The following is a 17315-nucleotide window of genomic DNA, read 5'->3' on the forward strand; positions in this document are numbered from 1 at the left end:
AACGCAGTCCATGATCTAAATCAATACAAACTTTTTAGTTCACTTGTATTAACTAAGCGACCTTAGATATCATAGATACTGTCCCCCACTGATGCCTAATTTCAATGGATAGCGCGGTCACAATTCCAGAAATATTGCCAGGAATTGAGCTGAGTCCAGAGCAGTGGGAGGCGCTGCAGGCCATCGTTGAATTTTTACAGACTCCATCTAAGCTATATCTGCTCACAGGCTATGCGGGCACAGGCAAAACCACCCTGCTCCAGGCTCTGGTGACCTATTTGCGCGATCAAGACTGCGACTGGCCGATTGTGCTCACCGCCTTTAGCAACAAGGCCACCAAGGTGCTCAAAACCATGTCCGCCCAGTGGGATATTAAGGACGTGGAGTCGGTTACCTGCTGTAGATTACTCGGCCTTAAACCCGTGATTGATACTGGCAGCGGCGAACAAATTTTTAAGTCCGTCAGTGACCAACACAATCAGGTGCCCGACTATCGGTTGGTGATCGTCGATGAATGCTCCATGATTAACCAGGAAATGTGGAAACTCCTGGTGGAAGCCATCTCTCGCTTAGATATTCCCACCCAAATGTTGTTTGTAGGAGATCCAGCCCAGCTACCGCCCGTGAATGAGACTAAATCCTGCTGCTTTAGCCAAATTATGCACCAGTCTTCTCTCACTCAAATTATTCGCTATGGCGGGGCAATTGGGGTAATTGCGGACGATATTCGCCGTAACATTGAGCGACAACGACTGCCCCGGTATGAAAATGACATTAATGAAGGCCGTACCGAAGGCTTTTTTGTACTACCAAAAGAGACCTGGCGACAGGTTCTCATTCGCGCATTTACCTGCGAAAAGTATAAAGCCGATCCTAATTATGTCAGGGTTCTCGCGTATACCAATCACCGAGTAAAAACGCTCAATCGCTTGATTCGCCAGGCGATTTATGGCGAAGATTTAGAACAGTTTGTCCCCGGGGAGAGACTCATCGCCAACAACCCCTGCTTAGAAGAGGGTGGCGTCATACTACAGACTTCGGAAGAATGCGAAGTTTTGGAAGTCAAACCGGGAAAAGTAGAGGGTTTGCCCGTGTGGCAGCTGGTCGTTTATACCGAAGAGGGTAAATTCCAAGACTTAAGTGTCTTGCAAGATATCAGCATGAGTGATTATGAACGCCGCTCACGAGATTATGCGACGAACAAACAATGGGAAATCTTTTGGGAATTCAGACAACAGTTTCACGATGTAAACTACGCCTATAGCCTCACAGTCCACAAAAGCCAAGGCTCCACGTTTCAAGATGTCTTTATTGACCTACCGGATTTGATGCGCAATCCTAAGGACGTAGAACGCAACCAGCTATGTTATGTAGCATTCACACGGGCAGCGAAACGGGTATTTATCTATCAGTAGTTAGCTGCAACCACTTATTGATAAGCGAACTGTTCGGTGGTGCGATCGCAAATTGCCAAAAGGTTCTGAGTCAGGTTGTGACATATATGCCGTTCAATCAACTGCACCGGCATAGCCAACGGAGGTTGCACCAACAGCTGATACGACAAAATCGTCACCGGCTGATCATCTAACACCGCAGGCTGTAGGGACCATTTGCCCATAAACTGCTTAAAATCACCCTCAACCATCGCAAACCCAAGCTCCCTTGGGAATGTTTCAGTCATATCTAAAATGACACGGGCACAGAATTTGACATTCAAAAAGCACTGAGCCCCAATCTGCTCTAATCGAATACCACCATCGGGCCGCTCAAGCCGACGACTTAGGGTCAAATTAGGGACAAAATCCGCTAGACGCTCATAGTCCGTTAAAACTTTCCACACCTGCTCCAAGGACCTAGGAATTTCGACGGTCGCCACAATCTGACGCTGACGGCGAGAAATCTTATCAGTTTTGATACTGACCTGCTGACTCAAAGAACCGTTCAGTTGAACAACCGAGTCCCTGTCCAAGGCTAAATTGTCACTGCGTGATAAAGCGTCCTGATTCACAACTACCTACACCTATTAAGACAGCTATACAATCACTAGGTATTCATTCCTAGTAGCTTAACCCATCTACAATCAATAATCCTATCGTCTAGAGAAAATATCAGCTTTTCCTAGGTATAGACATCCCATAGCTAGCAAATAGTTATCTAGCCACGCACCATGTCGCGGACCTTCAGACAGATTAGACAGATGGCTCTTTCGTAGAGTGCCCAGCCCACAAAAACTTTATCCCCACAATAGTTAGGCATTGCATAAAGACTCACCATTACATAGCTGCCATATCTATATATATGTATGCCAAATCCTGCATACATATATATAGATATAGAACTGCTCTATTTGGACAGGAATAGCTCCCCCTACCCGCCTAGTAATCCAACGCTGACAATCCTCACCAGGATTACTTCGACCTAAGCCACCAGCCATAAAGCAACGGTTTCAGACTTTGCCTCAACCTTTAAGATGGACAAGTATTAATTGCTGTCCCAGCAACTACCCACTCCGGAGTAATACCGTGCTGCTGTCAAAAGGTTTTGAAGTCGAAATGTACACTGGACAGACCGATGGTGAAATCATTGGTCTATCTGACACGATTGCCAAATCACTCAGTGGTTTTGTTCGGGAGCCCGATAGTCGCAACGTTGAATACACGACGCCTCCACTACAGCAATATGAGCAGCTGCTTTGTGAACTCGTCTCTCCCCGCCGTCGCTTACGCAAATTCCTCCGAAACCTGAACCCCCATTACACAATTTTGCCTGGCAGCACCCTATCCACAGGTAATAGCAAGGTCTTCAATCGTTCCGATCCACAAAATCCCTACCACGGATACATTGAAAACACCTATGGCACCAATGTAGTCACGGCCAGTATTCACATTAACCTCGGCATTACGGATCCAGAAGACTTGATCCGAGCTTGCCGCCTCGTCAGAGCCGAAGCTCCATTAATCCTGGCCCTTAGCGCCTCCTCTCCATTTCTCGACAATCAAGTCACGGGCTACCATTCCACCCGCTGGCATCTCTTTCCCCAAACACCGGCCAGCGTTCCCCTATTTGAAAGTCACCAGCACTTTATTGATTGGACAGAAGAGCAGTTAAAACTAGGCACAATGCAAAACGTACGGCACCTATGGACTTCCGTACGACCCAATGGCGACTGCCGCCCCTATAAACTCAATCGATTAGAAGTCAGAATTTCGGATTTAGTCACTGACCCCATCCACCTTTTAGCCATTACGGCATTACTCGAAGCCAGATTGCTACAGCTCCAGCGCAATCCCAGCTTAGATCCCTTAGTCTCTAGCCGATTGCCCAACCAAAGTCGTCATAGCGATCTGCTTGAAATTATTGACTACAACGAAAAACAGGTTGCTAAAGATAGCCTCAATGCCCAGCTACGCAATTGGCACGATGGCCAACCGATTAATGCCACCGACTGGATAACCCAAATCTATGACGAGGTCCTCCCCATAGCCAAAGAGCATGGTATTGCCTGCTTCCTAACGCCGATTCGCCAAATCCTTAGGGAAGGCAACCAAGCCCAAAACTGGATTAAACAGATCCAAGCTGGCGCCGACATTTCCCAAATCATGACCCAAACAGTGGAAATTATGGAGCGCCAAGAGCAAGCACTACAAAGCGATCTTTGTCAGCCGGCTTAAGGCAATCAGGATCTCGTCGCCTTAACCAATTGACCCAGGAGCTAGACCACAATCAGATCCATACTTCCTAACATCAGGACAGTAAAAAATTGGTCACACTCTACAATCTATTGCGATTGATTAGAAACTCCTATATAAAACCCTCCTAGAATGATCCTGAAGAAGCCCAAATCACGGTTTCGCGTAGACGTATTCGACCATTAGCAACATATCGATGCCCAAAATTGTTCTTGTCAACCCAGAGATTCCACCCAACACCGGCAATATTGCCCGTACCTGCGCAGCTACAGCGACTGAACTACATCTGGTGGAACCTTTGGGCTTCGAACTTAGCGATCGCTACCTCAAACGAGCTGGCTTAGATTATTGGCCCCATGTCAACCTACAAGTCCACCCCTCGTTAGAAAGCTTCTGCGACTACCAGCAAGCTATCGGCGGTCGCCTGATTGGATTCACCACCAAAAGCTCATATAGCTATGTAGAAATTAAGTATCAAGTCGATGACTGGCTATTATTTGGCAGTGAAAGTCAAGGACTACCAGCGTCATTTTTAGAAACCTGCACATATAGGGCCAAAATTCCCATGCCCCATGACAGCGTTCGTAGCCTGAACCTATCAGTCAGTGCAGCAGTTGGCCTATTCGAAGCACTTCGACAGCTGGGCCAGTTAGATTCAAGCGCCCCCAAGGCCACTTAATACATAGCAAGTTTTGCCATAGGAAACCCCTGGCAACGGCTTTCCCAATCAAGGGGTAAGACTATATATCTATGAACCTATAGATATATAGAGAGAGGTTACGACATAACAACTCTCTGGTTTTACAACTACCCAGTCCGCTACAATCGCGCAGGTTCAAAAAATACTCAAGAGTGCTCAGCTGCCAATGTTCCAGAGTTTGGGGATAACGCTTTTTCTCCCCTAATCTCTTCAAGACAGTCACGTAAGCTACAAACAAAGTACTTTTGCGATAAAAATTTCCTATGACGGCTAAGGAATAATTTAGGTGAACCCCACTGTAAATCCCCAAAACACTTGGGAAATATAGGTAACGAGCCGTTTAAGGTATCTACCCAAGCCAACACTCCATCCCGGGAACATGCAGCCCATTGCAGCCAGAAAACCTATTTTTATTGTCTTTTACTCAAAAGCTAGAAGTCTTGGCTACAAAAGGATTTAGTACCTTCCGGAAAAGCACTCTAAACCGTTGTCAAAATAAAAATCCATAGCAAATTTAATTTCATGTTGATTTTCGAGAATCCAGTGGAACTTGATTTCTACGGGATTGATCTTTTGATTAAGTCGTGTAAACTTGCCTAAGTTGGGTATGAAGAGTGCTTGCATACTGAAAGGCTTTTTTTCTCGGTGCTGTATCTCATCTACCTGATTCAACTTGTAGTTAATGGCCCTTGATCGGTCAACTGCATAGGGACACGTCTGTTTCGAACAGTTGAACGCTGGTCACTTAGGAGGTTATTCCTTGAAACGAGCAAATTCTCAGGAGCCCAAGTCTGAAATCAGTCATTCATGTTTTTTGGACATGATTTCTGAGACTGAGCAAGCTCCGTCTGGAAACGCTGGCAGAACAAAATCTGCTGCCATGCTGGGACTTGCACTTTCATTTGGTGCATCTGGAGTTTTATTCGCTGACAGTGAAGCAACCGCAGCGGTTGGATCTTTTGAAGTCAATCAGTCCGAAGCTTCAAGCGAATCACCCCAGCTACCATCTGTCTTAGGAAGTCAGCTGGAACGGTCTTCAGTAAACAGCCAGGGCTTGACTGTGTATCACACGGTTGAGCAAGGTGATAGCCTGTGGCAAATTGCCAAGGATCACCAGGTTGAAATTCAAGATATCAAGGTTGCTAATAGCATTTCTCCTGATGCAACGCTTCAGGTTGGTCAGGTTATTAAGGTTCCGGGCGAGGAAGCAGGTGGTCCTACTTTGGTGTCCTTGCTGCCCGGCATTCAGACAAACGAACAAAGCCAAGGCCAAGCGCCTAGCCTTGAGCGTTTGCTAGCAACTATCCCAGATGCTGAAAGCAGTGCTCCTGCAATTGCAGAGGCATCAGAATTATCTGACGCTGTAGAAGAACCAGTCGTCGTCGCAACTGAAGAGCTTACTGGCGATGTATCGCTGCGCTCTGCGGGGATCGTTTCTCAGTCAGATGGATTTCAGGCGGACCTTCAACAGCTAGCGGTACGCAATACCGATACCGAGCAAATTGAAGTAACAGCAGCTTCTGTCGAAGCAGAGGAAGTCTCCATTGATGCGGTTGAAGTTGATAGCGCTCAACCGGCAGCATCTTTTGATGAAGATGATTCTGCGATCGCAGGCTACGAGATTCGTCCTGGAGACACCGTAGAAAATATTGCTACAACCCTAGGTACCACGGCCGAAGAGCTGGCAGATGTGAATGGCCTAGAAAATCCCGACTTTATTGTCGCCGGCGAAACCCTGGCAGTTCCCGAAGACACAGCCAATGTGCTGGTTGCTTCGGAAGAGCTAGCTGACAATTCCGTAGAGGCTTCTACAGAATTAGCAGCGGCAGGCATCGGTGGATTTGACGGCACTCGTTTGGCGCGTCTCCAATCTACGGTTGAACGCCCCATCAACGTTCCCACCACTATGCAGCGACTGCGTGGTGACGAAGCCACCAGTTTGATTGAATCTGCGTTGGAAGTGGACGCCGAGGAAACAGCCGAAGTTATTCAGGTTGAAGATCCCTACACGGCAGACTTGTTGGCAGACATTGGCTCTGCGCAGCAGCTTAACGCTAGTTCCACTCAAGAAGAGGAGCTAGTTGCCGTCAGGCAAACGGCATCGGTCGGAAGTACCGTCGTCAATCCTGAATTTGTAGGTGGTACCCAAGCCAGTGATATCGCTGAAAAGCGAGCTGAGCTTCTTGCTGCCGCACCACTGGATCCCAGTGCTTACGTCTCTTCCCCCGCTCCATCAACTGGGCAAGTGGTTTCCCCAGAGATGCCCATTCTGCCCTCTGCAGATGAATATCTGCCAGAAGCGCCAGATTACTTTAACGGCTATATTTGGCCCACCAGAGGCACACTAACGTCTGGCTATGGCTGGCGTTGGGGTCGTATGCACCGTGGCATTGATGTGGCCGGTCCTGTTGGCACTCCCATTGTTTCTGCCGCAGCAGGCGTTGTTGAGCGTGCTGGTTGGAACTCCGGTGGTTACGGTAACTTGGTTGAGGTTCGTCACGCCGACGGCAGTATGACTCGTTATGCCCACAACAGCAGAATCGTTGTCAGACCTGGTCAGCGTGTAAATCAAGGCCAGCACATTGCCGATATGGGTAGTACTGGCTACAGTACTGGTCCTCACCTACACTTTGAGGTCCACATGCCCGAGCAAGGCACTGTGAATCCGATGGCGATGCTACCTAATCGCTAGGAAGACCACAAAGACTATTTGCTTAAAGTGCTGACTTACCTAAAAGTAAGTCAGCACTTTTTATTTGCAGCACCATGCAGAAATCAAATGGTTTCCTGTGGAGTTCCTTGACATTTCGTGATAAATTTAATTAGTTGCTGAATGTAAAGCGACGCAACCGGCTCAGTAGCTCAGTGGTAGAGCAGGGGACTCATAAGCCCTTGGTCACGTGTTCAAATCACGTCTGAGCCATTTACCTAGTTTGTCCTTATCATGGTTTCAATGAAACTGTGATAGTTTGATTACGCACTCCATTGTCCCTTGCTAAGGAGATGGTTTGTTTATATGGTCCTGGTTAAGGCTTGCATCAGCCATGGGGTGTTGATGTTGAACAATTGCCTGGAAAAACCGGAAACCATAGAATTGGGTAGTTTGCATAGCCATCAACTAAATTTCTAGGAGACATACGGATGAGTAATCCAGCAGAAGGATGTCTGCGCGTTGGCCAACCAGCTCCTGACTTCACAGCAACTGCTGTCGTTGATCAAGAGTTTAAAACGATTAAATTATCTGACTATCGCGGTCAATACGTTGTTCTGTTTTTCTATCCGCTAGACTTCACGTTTGTTTGCCCAACTGAAATTATTGCCTTTAGCGATCGCTACGAAGAGTTTAAAGGCCTTAATACAGAAGTTTTAGGGGTTTCCGTCGACAGTGAGTTTTCGCACCTAGCCTGGATCCAGACAGAGCGGAAAGCGGGGGGGTTAGGTGACTTAGCCTATCCGTTGGTATCGGATATCAAGAAAGAAATTAGTATTGCCTACAATGTGCTTGAGCCAGAGGCTGGGGTTGCCTTACGGGGTCTATTCTTAATTGATAAGGATGGCACCATCCAGCATGCGACGATTAATAATTTGTCGTTTGGCCGGAGCGTAGAAGAAACGCTACGTGTTTTACAAGCGGTACAACATGTTCAGTCTCATCCAGATGAAGTCTGCCCAGCGGGCTGGACCCCTGGCGAAAAGACCATGAATCCCGATCCCGTCAAGTCGAAGGAATTTTTTGCATCGGCATAACGGGACAAGCACACGGTCGCAACCTGTGTACCCACAAGACAAACAGTGAGCTGATTTATATGGGAAAGTAGGCATTCTGCTTTCCCATTAGGCTTTAATCAGTCTCGCAGCAACACCTGTACCAACCTTTAGTTTTTCTTGCAAGATCAATGACCGCCGCTTTCAAACTGACCTCCTTAGACTTTCGAGGGGTCATTAGTCAGCGATTTATCAAAAATTTTCTGCCGTTACCGGCCTTGCCCAAGTTTAGGCTAGGTGAAACTGTGCCTGACTTCAAACTACCGGTTGTCGGTCAGCGAGCACCCCTGCAGCTATCTAGCTATCGCAACAAGGCCGTGGTGGTGGTTCTGTTTACACGGATTTTCACTGAAAAGCAATACTGCCCCTTCTGCTATCCCCATATTCTTTCCATGGTGGAGACCTATAGCAAGTTTGAGCAGCTAGGGGCGGAGGTGCTGATGATTACCAGTACAGATGCGCGTCAGAGTAAAACGGTGCAGCAAGACTTGGGCTTAAAGATGCCCCTACTGGTCGATCCAAAATGTGGGGCTTTCCGTCGCTACGGCACGGGTCAAGCATTGGGGGCACCGCTGCCAGCACAATTCGTAGTGGATCGCTCCGGCAAGCTGGCATTCCAACATCTATTTTCGTTTGCCCATACCAACGCTAGCCCCGAGCGCTTGCTGTGGGCCGTACACAACGCCAATCGGTAGGGACTTAAGAATTTTAAAACGGAGAAGGAGGGATTCGAACCCTCGATAGAGCTTACACCCTATAACTCCTTAGCAGGGAGCCGCTTTCAACCACTCAGCCACTTCTCCAAGTGCAGAGCTGCATTATAACAAGCTATCCTCAGCAGGGTAAAGCTTTATTGAGTTATTTCTTGCCATAATTCGAGGAAGTCGATGTTTGAAGCTACATAGGATCTCCCACGAAATAGTTCCTAAGCGCTCTGCCCAGTCATCTGCTGTGATTTGATGGGCCGTCGAACGACCGATTAACGTGACGATATCGCCTTCTTTAAGCCCGTCAATATCAGAGACATCCAGCATTAGCTGATCCATAGTGATAGAGCCCAACTGCTGAACATACCGATTTTCCAATAGCACCTGCAGCTGATTGGATAAAAGACGCGGAATGCCGTCGGCATAGCCAATGCCAACGACAGCAATGGTCATCGGCTGCGGCGCAATAAAACGATGGCCGTAGCTCACCCCTGCTCCAGCTGGAATTTTCTTGATATGTGTGATGCGGGCTTTGACCTCCAATGCCGGTTGGAGATCGAGCACCGCTTGTAAATGAGGCGCGGGCGATAACCCGTACAGTCCTAAACCAACGCGCACCATGTCGTACTGGAGGTTGGGCGCATCGGTGAGCGTGGCGGCGGTATTGGCTAAGTGAAGCCGTGCTGGTAGTCGATGGTGGGTTTTGAGTCGTGCGATCGCATGCTCAAAACGTTCATGCTGCCGCCGCATTTCCGTCTGGTCCGCCTCATCTGCCGTCGCAAAATGCGAATACAAATGCGTTACCTGCAATGCTGGCAAACCATCCACAAACTCAACAAATTCCAAGGCCCGTTGCCAATCAAACCCCAACCGAGACATCCCCGTATCTAGCTTGATATGGACCGGCAAGGGCAAACAAGCGTCACTCAAAGCATCCGCAAAAACCAACGCCTGCTTCGGGGTCACCAAGGTGGGTTGCAACTGCCATCGCGCCAAAGCCCGCACCTCTTCACCATGGTGCAGCGCTCCCATCACCAAAATAGGTACTTGCAAACCAGCTTGGCGCAGTTCAATCCCCTCGGGCACAGTTGCCACCCCTAGCCATGTCGCCCCAGCCTGAATAGCCGTACGGGCTACAGCCACCGCACCATGGCCATAGGCATCGGCCTTCACTACGGCCATTAGATCCGTAGTTGATTTTAGCAATTGACGAAATTGGCGCACATTATGACCAACCGCATCCAGATTGATCTCCACCCAAGCCCTTGAGCAACGCATGGCTGAAACACTTGGTGTATCATCCCACCTCAGCATGTCGCGCCTCCTCTAACCAAACTATTCCATGCCATTTACAGCAGAGTATCGCAATTTCCAAGGCATTTTAGCGACCTGTGCTAGTATCTAAGCACAACCCCTAGATCGAACCTCAATGAGTAAGGTTCTCGTCTTAAATGCCTCCTACGAACCCTTAAACATAACCAGTTGGCGACGTGCCATTGTGTTAATTATTAAGGGCAAAGCTGAGACTGTAGAGCATAACGGACGGGCTGTTTATACGAATTTCCCTCTACCCACAGTAATTCGGTTACGCCACTATGTACGTATACCGTATAAGGAAATTCCACTGACCCGCCGTAACCTGCTGTACCGTGATAATCATACCTGTCAGTACTGTGGTTACGCGGGCGATGGGTTGACGCTAGACCACGTAATTCCCCGGTCCCGTGGTGGCAAAGATATCTGGGAAAATATGGTTTCTGCCTGCGTCCGTTGCAACGTCAAGAAAGGCAACCGCACCCCCAAGGAAGCCAGGATGCCTCTGCACATAACACCACGCAAGCCCCACAGCAGTCTTTATTTTGAAATTGCCCGCCACACCCGTGGGGATGCCCACCAAGAATGGCGTAAATATGTCATAGGGTTGACTGGTTAAAGCGCCCGCTCCACTAACATTTTCTGAACAGGGCTCTATCCCAATCTCCATCCCCCTTCCAATCCTAGTTTTTGCATGGCATCCCAAGACGCATTGCTAAAATCTCATGGCTCTACAAATTATCGATCAAACATAGATTTGAGCGATGGTCCTGCCGCCGCGCTCAAACACCTATTGATCACCCACTCCGGCAGTCGGCAACTAGTCCTATTGCAGGACTTCCCCGATCCCGATGCCCTGTCTGCCGCTTGGGCATATCAACTAATTGCGGCCACCTATGATATTGATTGCGATATTTTCTATTCCGGCACCCTCAGCCACCAAGAAAATATTGTTTTAGTAAAACTGACCAGCCTGCCGGCCAAGAAGTGGTCCAACCAAAAACCACCCGATTTGGACCAATATGCGGGCTATGTCCTGATCGACACCCAAGGCACCACCAGTCAGCTGCTCGATAGGGTCAACGCAGCAAAATTGCCCCTGCTGGTCGTCATTGACCACCACAAACTACAAGATAAGTCCGTTGCAGAGTTTACGGACATTCGCCCCGATACCCGGGCAACCGTGACCATTTTGACCGAATACTTGCAAGCAGGGCTTTTGGACCTGGACCGCAGCAATAGTAAACACGTTAAGTGCGCAACAGCCCTCATGCACGGATTACGGTCAGACACCGGACAGCTGATGCAGGCAACAGAAGCAGATTTTCTAGCGGCGGCATATCTGAGCCAATACTACGATGCTCAGCTGCTCAGAGCGATTTTGCAAGCGTCGCGCTCAAAACGGGCGATGGATGTGATTGAACGCTCCCTACGCAATCGTAAAATTCAAAATAGTGTCTCCATAGCGGGTGTAGGCTACCTGCGGTACGAAGATCGCGATGCTATTCCCCAAGCCACCGATTTTCTAATCACCGAAGAAGATGTCCACACAGCAGTGGTTTACGGCATTGTCCATGATGATGAAGATGAGCGGGAAGTCGTCATTGGCTCATTGCGCACTAGCAAACTTACCCTCGATCCCGACGACTTTATTAAAGAAGCCTTTGGCCAAGATGACCAGGGTCGTTTTTTCGGTGGTGGGCGCTCCATGGCAGGCGGCTTTGAAGTACCTGTAGGTTTTTTATCTGGGTTTTACGAAAATAGCGACTATAACCGTCTGAAGTGGGAAGTTTTTGACGTCCAAATCAAACAAAAGTTACTCAAACTGATTAATCCAGAGGATGGTGTGATCAACACCGACTAAGCGAAACTCGATCAATGGGTAGGGCTCCCATTTAGCCTCGCAGTAGTGAATCAGGGACAAGCCGTGGGTACGAGCAATCTATGCCGACTGCCCCGCTTGATAGTTGGAATTTTTTGAGAAATGTTTGCTTAGCTGAACAAAGGTGAGCGAACTTATAACTTTTGTCAGGTGATTGCCCATACTTCCACAGAAGAGATCGCCCCAAAAGCGTTAAGCAACAACCGCCATCTCGGTCTCAACAGAGGAATATCTAGCTTCGGTGAGCATGATGAAAATCTTGTAATCACTTGTTAATAGTGCAGTTATAGATATCCTTAAAGAAATAAACAAGAAAACAGCATTCGGACGATTAACGATGACCCTATGCGACTACCGCCCTGGCTTAGAAGGCATTCCTGCGACAGAATCAAGTATTAGTCATGTCGATGGAAAGGAGGGGATTTTAGAGTACCGAGGCATTCGCATTGAAGAATTAGCCCAAAAGGGCACGTTTTTAGAAACGGCCTACTTATTAATTTGGGGTGGACTACCGACCAAACCCGAATTAGACGCCTTTAAGGATGAAATTCAGCACCATCGTCGGCTAAAGTATCGCATTCGCGACATGATGAAGTGCTTTCCTGAAAGTGGCCATCCCATGGATGCCCTGCAAGCCTGTGCCGCCGCCTTAGGACTGTTTTATTCCCGCCGAGCACTGGAAAATCCGGCCTACATTCAAGCTGCTGTGGTCCGGCTCCTCGCAAAAATTCCCACCATGGTGGCGGCCTTCAAGCTGATGCGCAAGGGAAATGATCCCGTGCAACCGCGCGACGATCTTGATTATGCTGCAAACTTTTTGTACATGCTAAATGAGGAGGAGCCCGATCCCCTCGCTGCTCGCATTTTCGATGTGTGCCTCACGCTCCATGCGGAGCACACCATCAACGCGTCTACTTTTTCTGCCATGGTGACCGCATCCACCCTGACCGATCCATATGCCGTCGTGGCTTCGGCAGTGGGCACTTTAGCCGGACCGCTCCATGGTGGTGCCAACGAAGAAGTGATCGCGATGCTGCAAGAAATTGGCTCGGTGGATAATGTCAGACCCTATGTGGAAGATCGGATTGCCCGTAAAGCAAAAATCATGGGTTTTGGACATCGGGTATATAAGGTCAAAGACCCTAGAGCCGTTATTTTACAAGGCTTGGCAGAACAGCTATTTGATAAGTTTGGCCAGGATGAGTACTATGCCATTGCTTTAGAATTGGAAACGGCAGTCACAGAACGGTTGGGGGGCAAGGGTGTGTATCCCAACGTAGATTTTTATTCTGGTTTGGTCTATCGCAAGCTGGGCATTCCAACGGATTTATTTACACCCATCTTTGCGATCGCACGAGTTGCCGGCTGGTTGGCACACTGGAAAGAACAATTAGCAGAAAACAGAATCTTCCGACCTACACAAATTTATACCGGTCCCCACAAGCAGCCTTACGTGAGTGTGGCAGACCGAATTCACCTGTGGGATAAACAAGCTCAGCCCGCCAGCAGCATACAAAACGGTTCCGTATAAATCCGGATGCCAACCCCATGATGGGCATCACCCCTCTTGTCAATACTGAAAAATCGAACCACACTAATATCAGTGACGATTTTCAGGAACTCCAGCCCCCCTTGATGCACATCATGGGGGGTTTTTATATAGGGTCTAGTTATCTATACACACAAGTAGTAATTCCTATTGGTAGAACTAGAGGATTTCCCCTTTGAAGACATATTAAGCGTTAGAATCATTTATGGAATTTGGCTTGGCAAGTATGGCCTAGCTCTCCACTCTGTCTATACACACTGAGTATGAGTTCTGGAATCGACCTGCAAAGGAGCTTTATTGAAATACTCGTTTCTTTGGGTGTCCCCCCAGGCGTAGCCAAGGTAGTTTGGATGCCATTGCCGATGGCACTCATTCTAATTGCCGCTACCGTTAGTATTTTTATTGCCGTCTGGCTAGAGCGAAAAATTTCTGCCGCCGCCCAGCAACGTATCGGTCCAGAATATGTCGGTCCCTTGGGAGCCTTACAAGCCACTGCCGACGGTGTAAAGCTAATCTTTAAAGAAGACATTAACCCTGCCCAGGCAGACCCAATCCTCTTCACCTTGGGTCCTGCAATAGTCGTAATTCCAGTTTTCGTCTCGTACCTAGTGGTGCCCTTTGGGCAAAACATGGTGATTACCGACCTAGGCGTTGGAATTTTTCTATGGATTGCCCTTTCCAGCGTCACCCCCATTGGTCTGCTGATGTCTGGGTATTCATCCAATAACAAGTACTCACTACTAGGAGGCCTACGCGCCACAGCCCAATCCATTAGCTATGAAATTCCATTGGCGCTGGCTGTTCTAGCCATCGTCATGATGTCCAACAGCCTCAGCACTGTGGAGATCGTCAACAAACAAGCCGAGTATGGCATCCTCAGTTGGAATATTTGGCGACAGCCCGTCGGCTTTTTACTCTTCTGGATTGCGGCTTTAGCTGAATGTGAGCGACTTCCCTTTGACTTACCCGAAGCCGAAGAAGAAATTGTCGCTGGCTATCAAACCGAATATGGCGGCATGAAGTTCGGCCTCTTTTATGTCGGTTCCTACGTCAACCTAGTACTGTCAGCCATGCTGGTTTCAGTGCTATATCTCGGCGGTTGGAGCTTTCCCATTCCAGTAGAAACAATTGTTGGTGGACTGGGCCTTAGCGAAACAACACCTTGGCTACAGGTCATCCTGGCTGCATTAGGCATCATGATGACCCTGCTCAAAGCCTACTTACTCGTCTTTATAGCCGTATTGCTACGCTGGACCGTGCCCCGGGTACGTATCGACCAGCTACTGGACCTCGGTTGGAAATTCTTACTACCAGTAGCACTCGTAAATCTACTTCTCACTGCCGCACTCAAGCTCGCATTTCCCATTGCGTTTGGAGGGTAAAACAATGCTCAACTTTCTCAAGCAAGTTGGCGACTACGCCAAAGAAACCGTCCAAGCCGCTAAGTATATTGGCCAGGGTCTGTCAGTGACCTTTGACCATATGCAGCGCCGCCCCGTCACGGTGCAATATCCTTACGAAAAACTGATTCCATCAGAGCGCTATCGCGGTCGGATTCACTTTGAATTCGATAAGTGTATTGCCTGTGAAGTCTGTGTACGTGTATGTCCTATCAATTTGCCAGTCGTGGACTGGACCTTTGATAAGGCCACCAAGAAAAAGACACTAGACCACTACAGTATTGACTTCGGCGTTTGTATTTTTTGCGGTAACTGCGTTGAATATTGCCCAACCAACTGTCTTTCCATGACAGAAGAGTACGAGCTTGCTGCTTACGATCGTCACGAACTGAACTACGACAACGTAGCGTTAGGTCGTTTGCCCTACAAGGTCACCGACGATCCCATGGTTACCCCAATGCGGGAGCTAGCTTACCTACCTAAAGGCGTCATGGATCCCCATGAACTCCCGGAAGGAGCCCGACGCGCTGGTAAACTACCCCAAGAGATCTTGGAAGAGCTAGAAGCAGCCAAACCAAGTAAATCAGAAGAAGCTAGCGACTAACCCGTTAATAGCTTCAAGTAATACCGGGTTTACTGATGACCCGACCGCTGACGTAGACGCTCAAACGACTGGAGTAGTAGTGAACTTAGCAGAAGGCGTACAACTCGTTTCCACCGGCATCCTTGGTGTCTTTATGCTGGCAGCCGCTTTAGGTGTGGTGCTGCTTTCGAATATTGTTTACTCAGCTTTTTTGCTGGGAATGGTCTTCATTAGCATTTCAGGGCTTTACATCTTGCTCAATGCAGGCTTTGTCGCAGCCGCTCAAGTCTTGGTCTATGTGGGTGCGGTCAATATTTTGATCCTATTCGGCATCATGCTGGTGAACAAGCGAGAAGACTTCAAGCCGGTCGCCAATGCTTGGATTGGAAAAGCAGCAACCGGCGCAGTTTGCTTGGGTTTGTTTAGTTTGCTTAGCTCCATGGTATTGGCCACACCATGGCAGCTCTCCACAGCAGAGCCCGCTGGGGAAGCCGCCGTTGAAATTATTGGCATGCACTTCTTTAGTGACTTTCTACTGCCCTTTGAGTTAGCTTCGGTTCTGCTACTAATGGCACTAGTCGGTGCCATTATTCTGGCACGTCGTGAATACGTGCCCGATGACGAGCCAGAAAATGAGCAGAAGGTTCTAACTTTGCGCGAGCGTCCTCGTGAGTTGGTACCTACTGGTGGTGAGCCATCAGAAAATTAGAAGCCCCGTTATTTTGCCCCGTCTGTATTTAGCCATTTACAGGAAACATTAGGTCAATCATGCAACTAGAGTACTTTTTGATTCTTGCCGCCGCATTATTTTGTGTAGGGATTTACGGCTTGGTAACGAGTCGAAACGTTATTCGCGTACTGATGTCGATTGAGCTGATGCTGAACGCGGTCAACCTCAACTTGATGGCGTTTTCTAACTATTTGGATCCGGCTGAGATTAAGGGCCAGGTATTTGCTGTTTTTGTGATCACCATTGCGGCAGCTGAAGCCGCTGTGGGTCTGGCGATTGTGCTATCGATTTACCGAAACCGCGACACGGTAGATATGGAGCAGTTTAATTTGCTGAAGTGGTAAAACTGCTGATGGCGATTGGGCAACAAAAAGCCCGGTCAGTGATGGCCGGGCTTTTTGTTGCCTATAGGATGGCTAATTTAGAATTTGAGACCGCACACTACTCAGGCCAACCACTCTCAGATTGAGATTTTACATAGGCAGCAACATCGGCGATATCCTTGTCGCGGATTCTGCCTTGGAATGCAGGCATTGCACCTCGGCCATTGGCGACCTGATATTCAATGGCTTCAACGTTGTGCTCAAGACGATAATTGAATAAATATTGCTCTAGTGCCTCTTGCTTAAGGGTTTGGGACGAAACAATGGCATTGTTACCGCCTGCATGGCAGGTGGCACAGTTATTTTCAAAGACTTTTGCACCTGCGGCGACATCGCCCACATAGCCATCACCGGCATAGGCGGGTGTTGCAAGCATTACACTGGCAGCGATCGCCAGGATTGCAGTCAAAATTGCTCTCATTCTGATTATGTCTCTCAACAAATTAGACTGTCTTGGGAAAAGACCAGCGCTTTATTCACTATAAGTAGGGGGTAACCCTCTGTTAAAGGGAATAGGGGCAGATCTTACGGTTTTGTAATGAAGCAGGTTGGGAGAAGCGATCTCACTCTGATGCTTCTTGTCCATACAAACAGGCATTCATACACAGAGTTG

Annotated in this window: 16 protein-coding genes and 2 tRNA genes; 14 read left to right on the forward strand and 4 right to left on the reverse strand. The window is 48.4% G+C overall.

Going from position 1 to position 17315, the window contains the following annotated elements:
* The first annotated feature begins 104 nt into the window (after positions 1-104).
* Entirely contained in the window at positions 105-1415 is a 1311-nt protein-coding gene (locus IXB28_RS02335; protein ID WP_215616943.1) for an ATP-dependent DNA helicase, read from the forward strand.
* 14 nt (positions 1416-1429) lie between these two features.
* Here the strand turns inward: IXB28_RS02335 and IXB28_RS02340 are convergent, their stop codons facing one another.
* Positions 1430-2008 (reverse strand): SRPBCC family protein, encoded by a 579-nt coding sequence (locus tag IXB28_RS02340; RefSeq protein WP_215616944.1) that lies wholly within the window; start codon positions 2006-2008, stop codon positions 1430-1432.
* A gap of 514 nt (positions 2009-2522) precedes the next feature.
* Between IXB28_RS02340 and gshA the strand changes: the two genes are divergently transcribed.
* The 6 genes from gshA (at position 2523) to IXB28_RS02370 (ending at position 8849) form a co-directional block, all read left to right on the forward strand.
* The gene (gene gshA, locus IXB28_RS02345; protein WP_215616945.1) at positions 2523-3671 is read left to right on the forward strand and encodes a glutamate--cysteine ligase; all 1149 of its coding nucleotides are present in this window, start codon (positions 2523-2525) and stop codon (positions 3669-3671) included.
* Positions 3672-3885: 214 nt separating this feature from the next.
* Positions 3886-4368: a tRNA (cytidine(34)-2'-O)-methyltransferase gene (locus IXB28_RS02350; RefSeq protein ID WP_215616946.1), complete on the forward strand. Its 483-nt coding sequence runs from the start codon at positions 3886-3888 to the stop codon at positions 4366-4368.
* A gap of 841 nt (positions 4369-5209) precedes the next feature.
* On the forward strand, positions 5210-7081 hold the full coding sequence (locus IXB28_RS02355) for a peptidoglycan DD-metalloendopeptidase family protein (RefSeq protein ID WP_215616947.1): 1872 nt from the start codon (positions 5210-5212) through the stop codon (positions 7079-7081).
* A 159-nt stretch (positions 7082-7240) separates the two neighbouring features.
* Positions 7241-7312, forward strand: a tRNA-Met gene (locus IXB28_RS02360).
* 218 nt (positions 7313-7530) lie between these two features.
* On the forward strand, positions 7531-8136 hold the full coding sequence (locus IXB28_RS02365) for a peroxiredoxin (protein WP_215616948.1): 606 nt from the start codon (positions 7531-7533) through the stop codon (positions 8134-8136).
* A gap of 149 nt (positions 8137-8285) precedes the next feature.
* A complete protein-coding gene (locus IXB28_RS02370) occupies positions 8286-8849 on the forward strand; it encodes a peroxiredoxin family protein (protein ID WP_215616949.1) in 564 nt (187 codons plus the stop codon).
* A gap of 19 nt (positions 8850-8868) precedes the next feature.
* Here the strand turns inward: IXB28_RS02370 and IXB28_RS02375 are convergent.
* Both IXB28_RS02375 and alr read right to left on the reverse strand, forming a co-directional pair.
* Positions 8869-8957: transfer RNA gene (locus tag IXB28_RS02375), tRNA-Ser, on the reverse strand.
* 15 nt (positions 8958-8972) lie between these two features.
* Positions 8973-10175 (reverse strand): alanine racemase, encoded by a 1203-nt coding sequence (gene alr / locus IXB28_RS02380; protein WP_215616950.1) that lies wholly within the window; start codon positions 10173-10175, stop codon positions 8973-8975.
* 115 nt (positions 10176-10290) lie between these two features.
* Here alr and IXB28_RS02385 point away from each other — a divergent pair, with 115 nt between their 5' ends.
* The 7 genes from IXB28_RS02385 (at position 10291) to nuoK (ending at position 16663) form a co-directional block, all read left to right on the forward strand.
* A complete protein-coding gene (locus IXB28_RS02385; RefSeq protein ID WP_215616951.1) occupies positions 10291-10794 on the forward strand; it encodes an HNH endonuclease in 504 nt (167 codons plus the stop codon).
* Between the two features lie 75 nt (positions 10795-10869).
* Positions 10870-12039: a DHH family phosphoesterase gene (locus IXB28_RS02390; RefSeq protein WP_215616952.1), complete on the forward strand. Its 1170-nt coding sequence runs from the start codon at positions 10870-10872 to the stop codon at positions 12037-12039.
* A gap of 355 nt (positions 12040-12394) precedes the next feature.
* On the forward strand, positions 12395-13588 hold the full coding sequence (locus IXB28_RS02395) for a citrate synthase (protein WP_215616953.1): 1194 nt from the start codon (positions 12395-12397) through the stop codon (positions 13586-13588).
* A gap of 281 nt (positions 13589-13869) precedes the next feature.
* Positions 13870-14988 carry an NADH-quinone oxidoreductase subunit NuoH gene (gene nuoH, locus IXB28_RS02400; RefSeq protein WP_215616954.1) on the forward strand — a complete coding sequence of 373 codons (1119 nt, stop codon included), beginning with the start codon at positions 13870-13872 and terminating at the stop codon, positions 14986-14988.
* A 4-nt stretch (positions 14989-14992) separates the two neighbouring features.
* Entirely contained in the window at positions 14993-15610 is a 618-nt protein-coding gene (gene ndhI, locus IXB28_RS02405) for an NAD(P)H-quinone oxidoreductase subunit I (RefSeq protein ID WP_215616955.1), read from the forward strand.
* 79 nt (positions 15611-15689) lie between these two features.
* The gene (locus IXB28_RS02410; protein ID WP_215616956.1) at positions 15690-16298 is read left to right on the forward strand and encodes an NADH-quinone oxidoreductase subunit J; all 609 of its coding nucleotides are present in this window, start codon (positions 15690-15692) and stop codon (positions 16296-16298) included.
* 59 nt (positions 16299-16357) lie between these two features.
* Positions 16358-16663, forward strand: coding sequence for an NADH-quinone oxidoreductase subunit NuoK (gene nuoK, locus IXB28_RS02415; RefSeq protein ID WP_006517218.1), 306 nt, complete (start codon positions 16358-16360; stop codon positions 16661-16663).
* Positions 16664-16760: 97 nt separating this feature from the next.
* Here the strand turns inward: nuoK and IXB28_RS02420 are convergent, their stop codons facing one another.
* Positions 16761-17111, reverse strand: coding sequence for a c-type cytochrome (locus IXB28_RS02420; protein WP_246559584.1), 351 nt, complete (start codon positions 17109-17111; stop codon positions 16761-16763).
* Positions 17112-17315: the final 204 nt, after the last annotated feature.

The organism is Leptothoe kymatousa TAU-MAC 1615 (genome assembly GCF_018739865.1).
Classification (GTDB): domain Bacteria; phylum Cyanobacteriota; class Cyanobacteriia; order Phormidesmidales; family Phormidesmidaceae; genus Leptothoe; species Leptothoe kymatousa.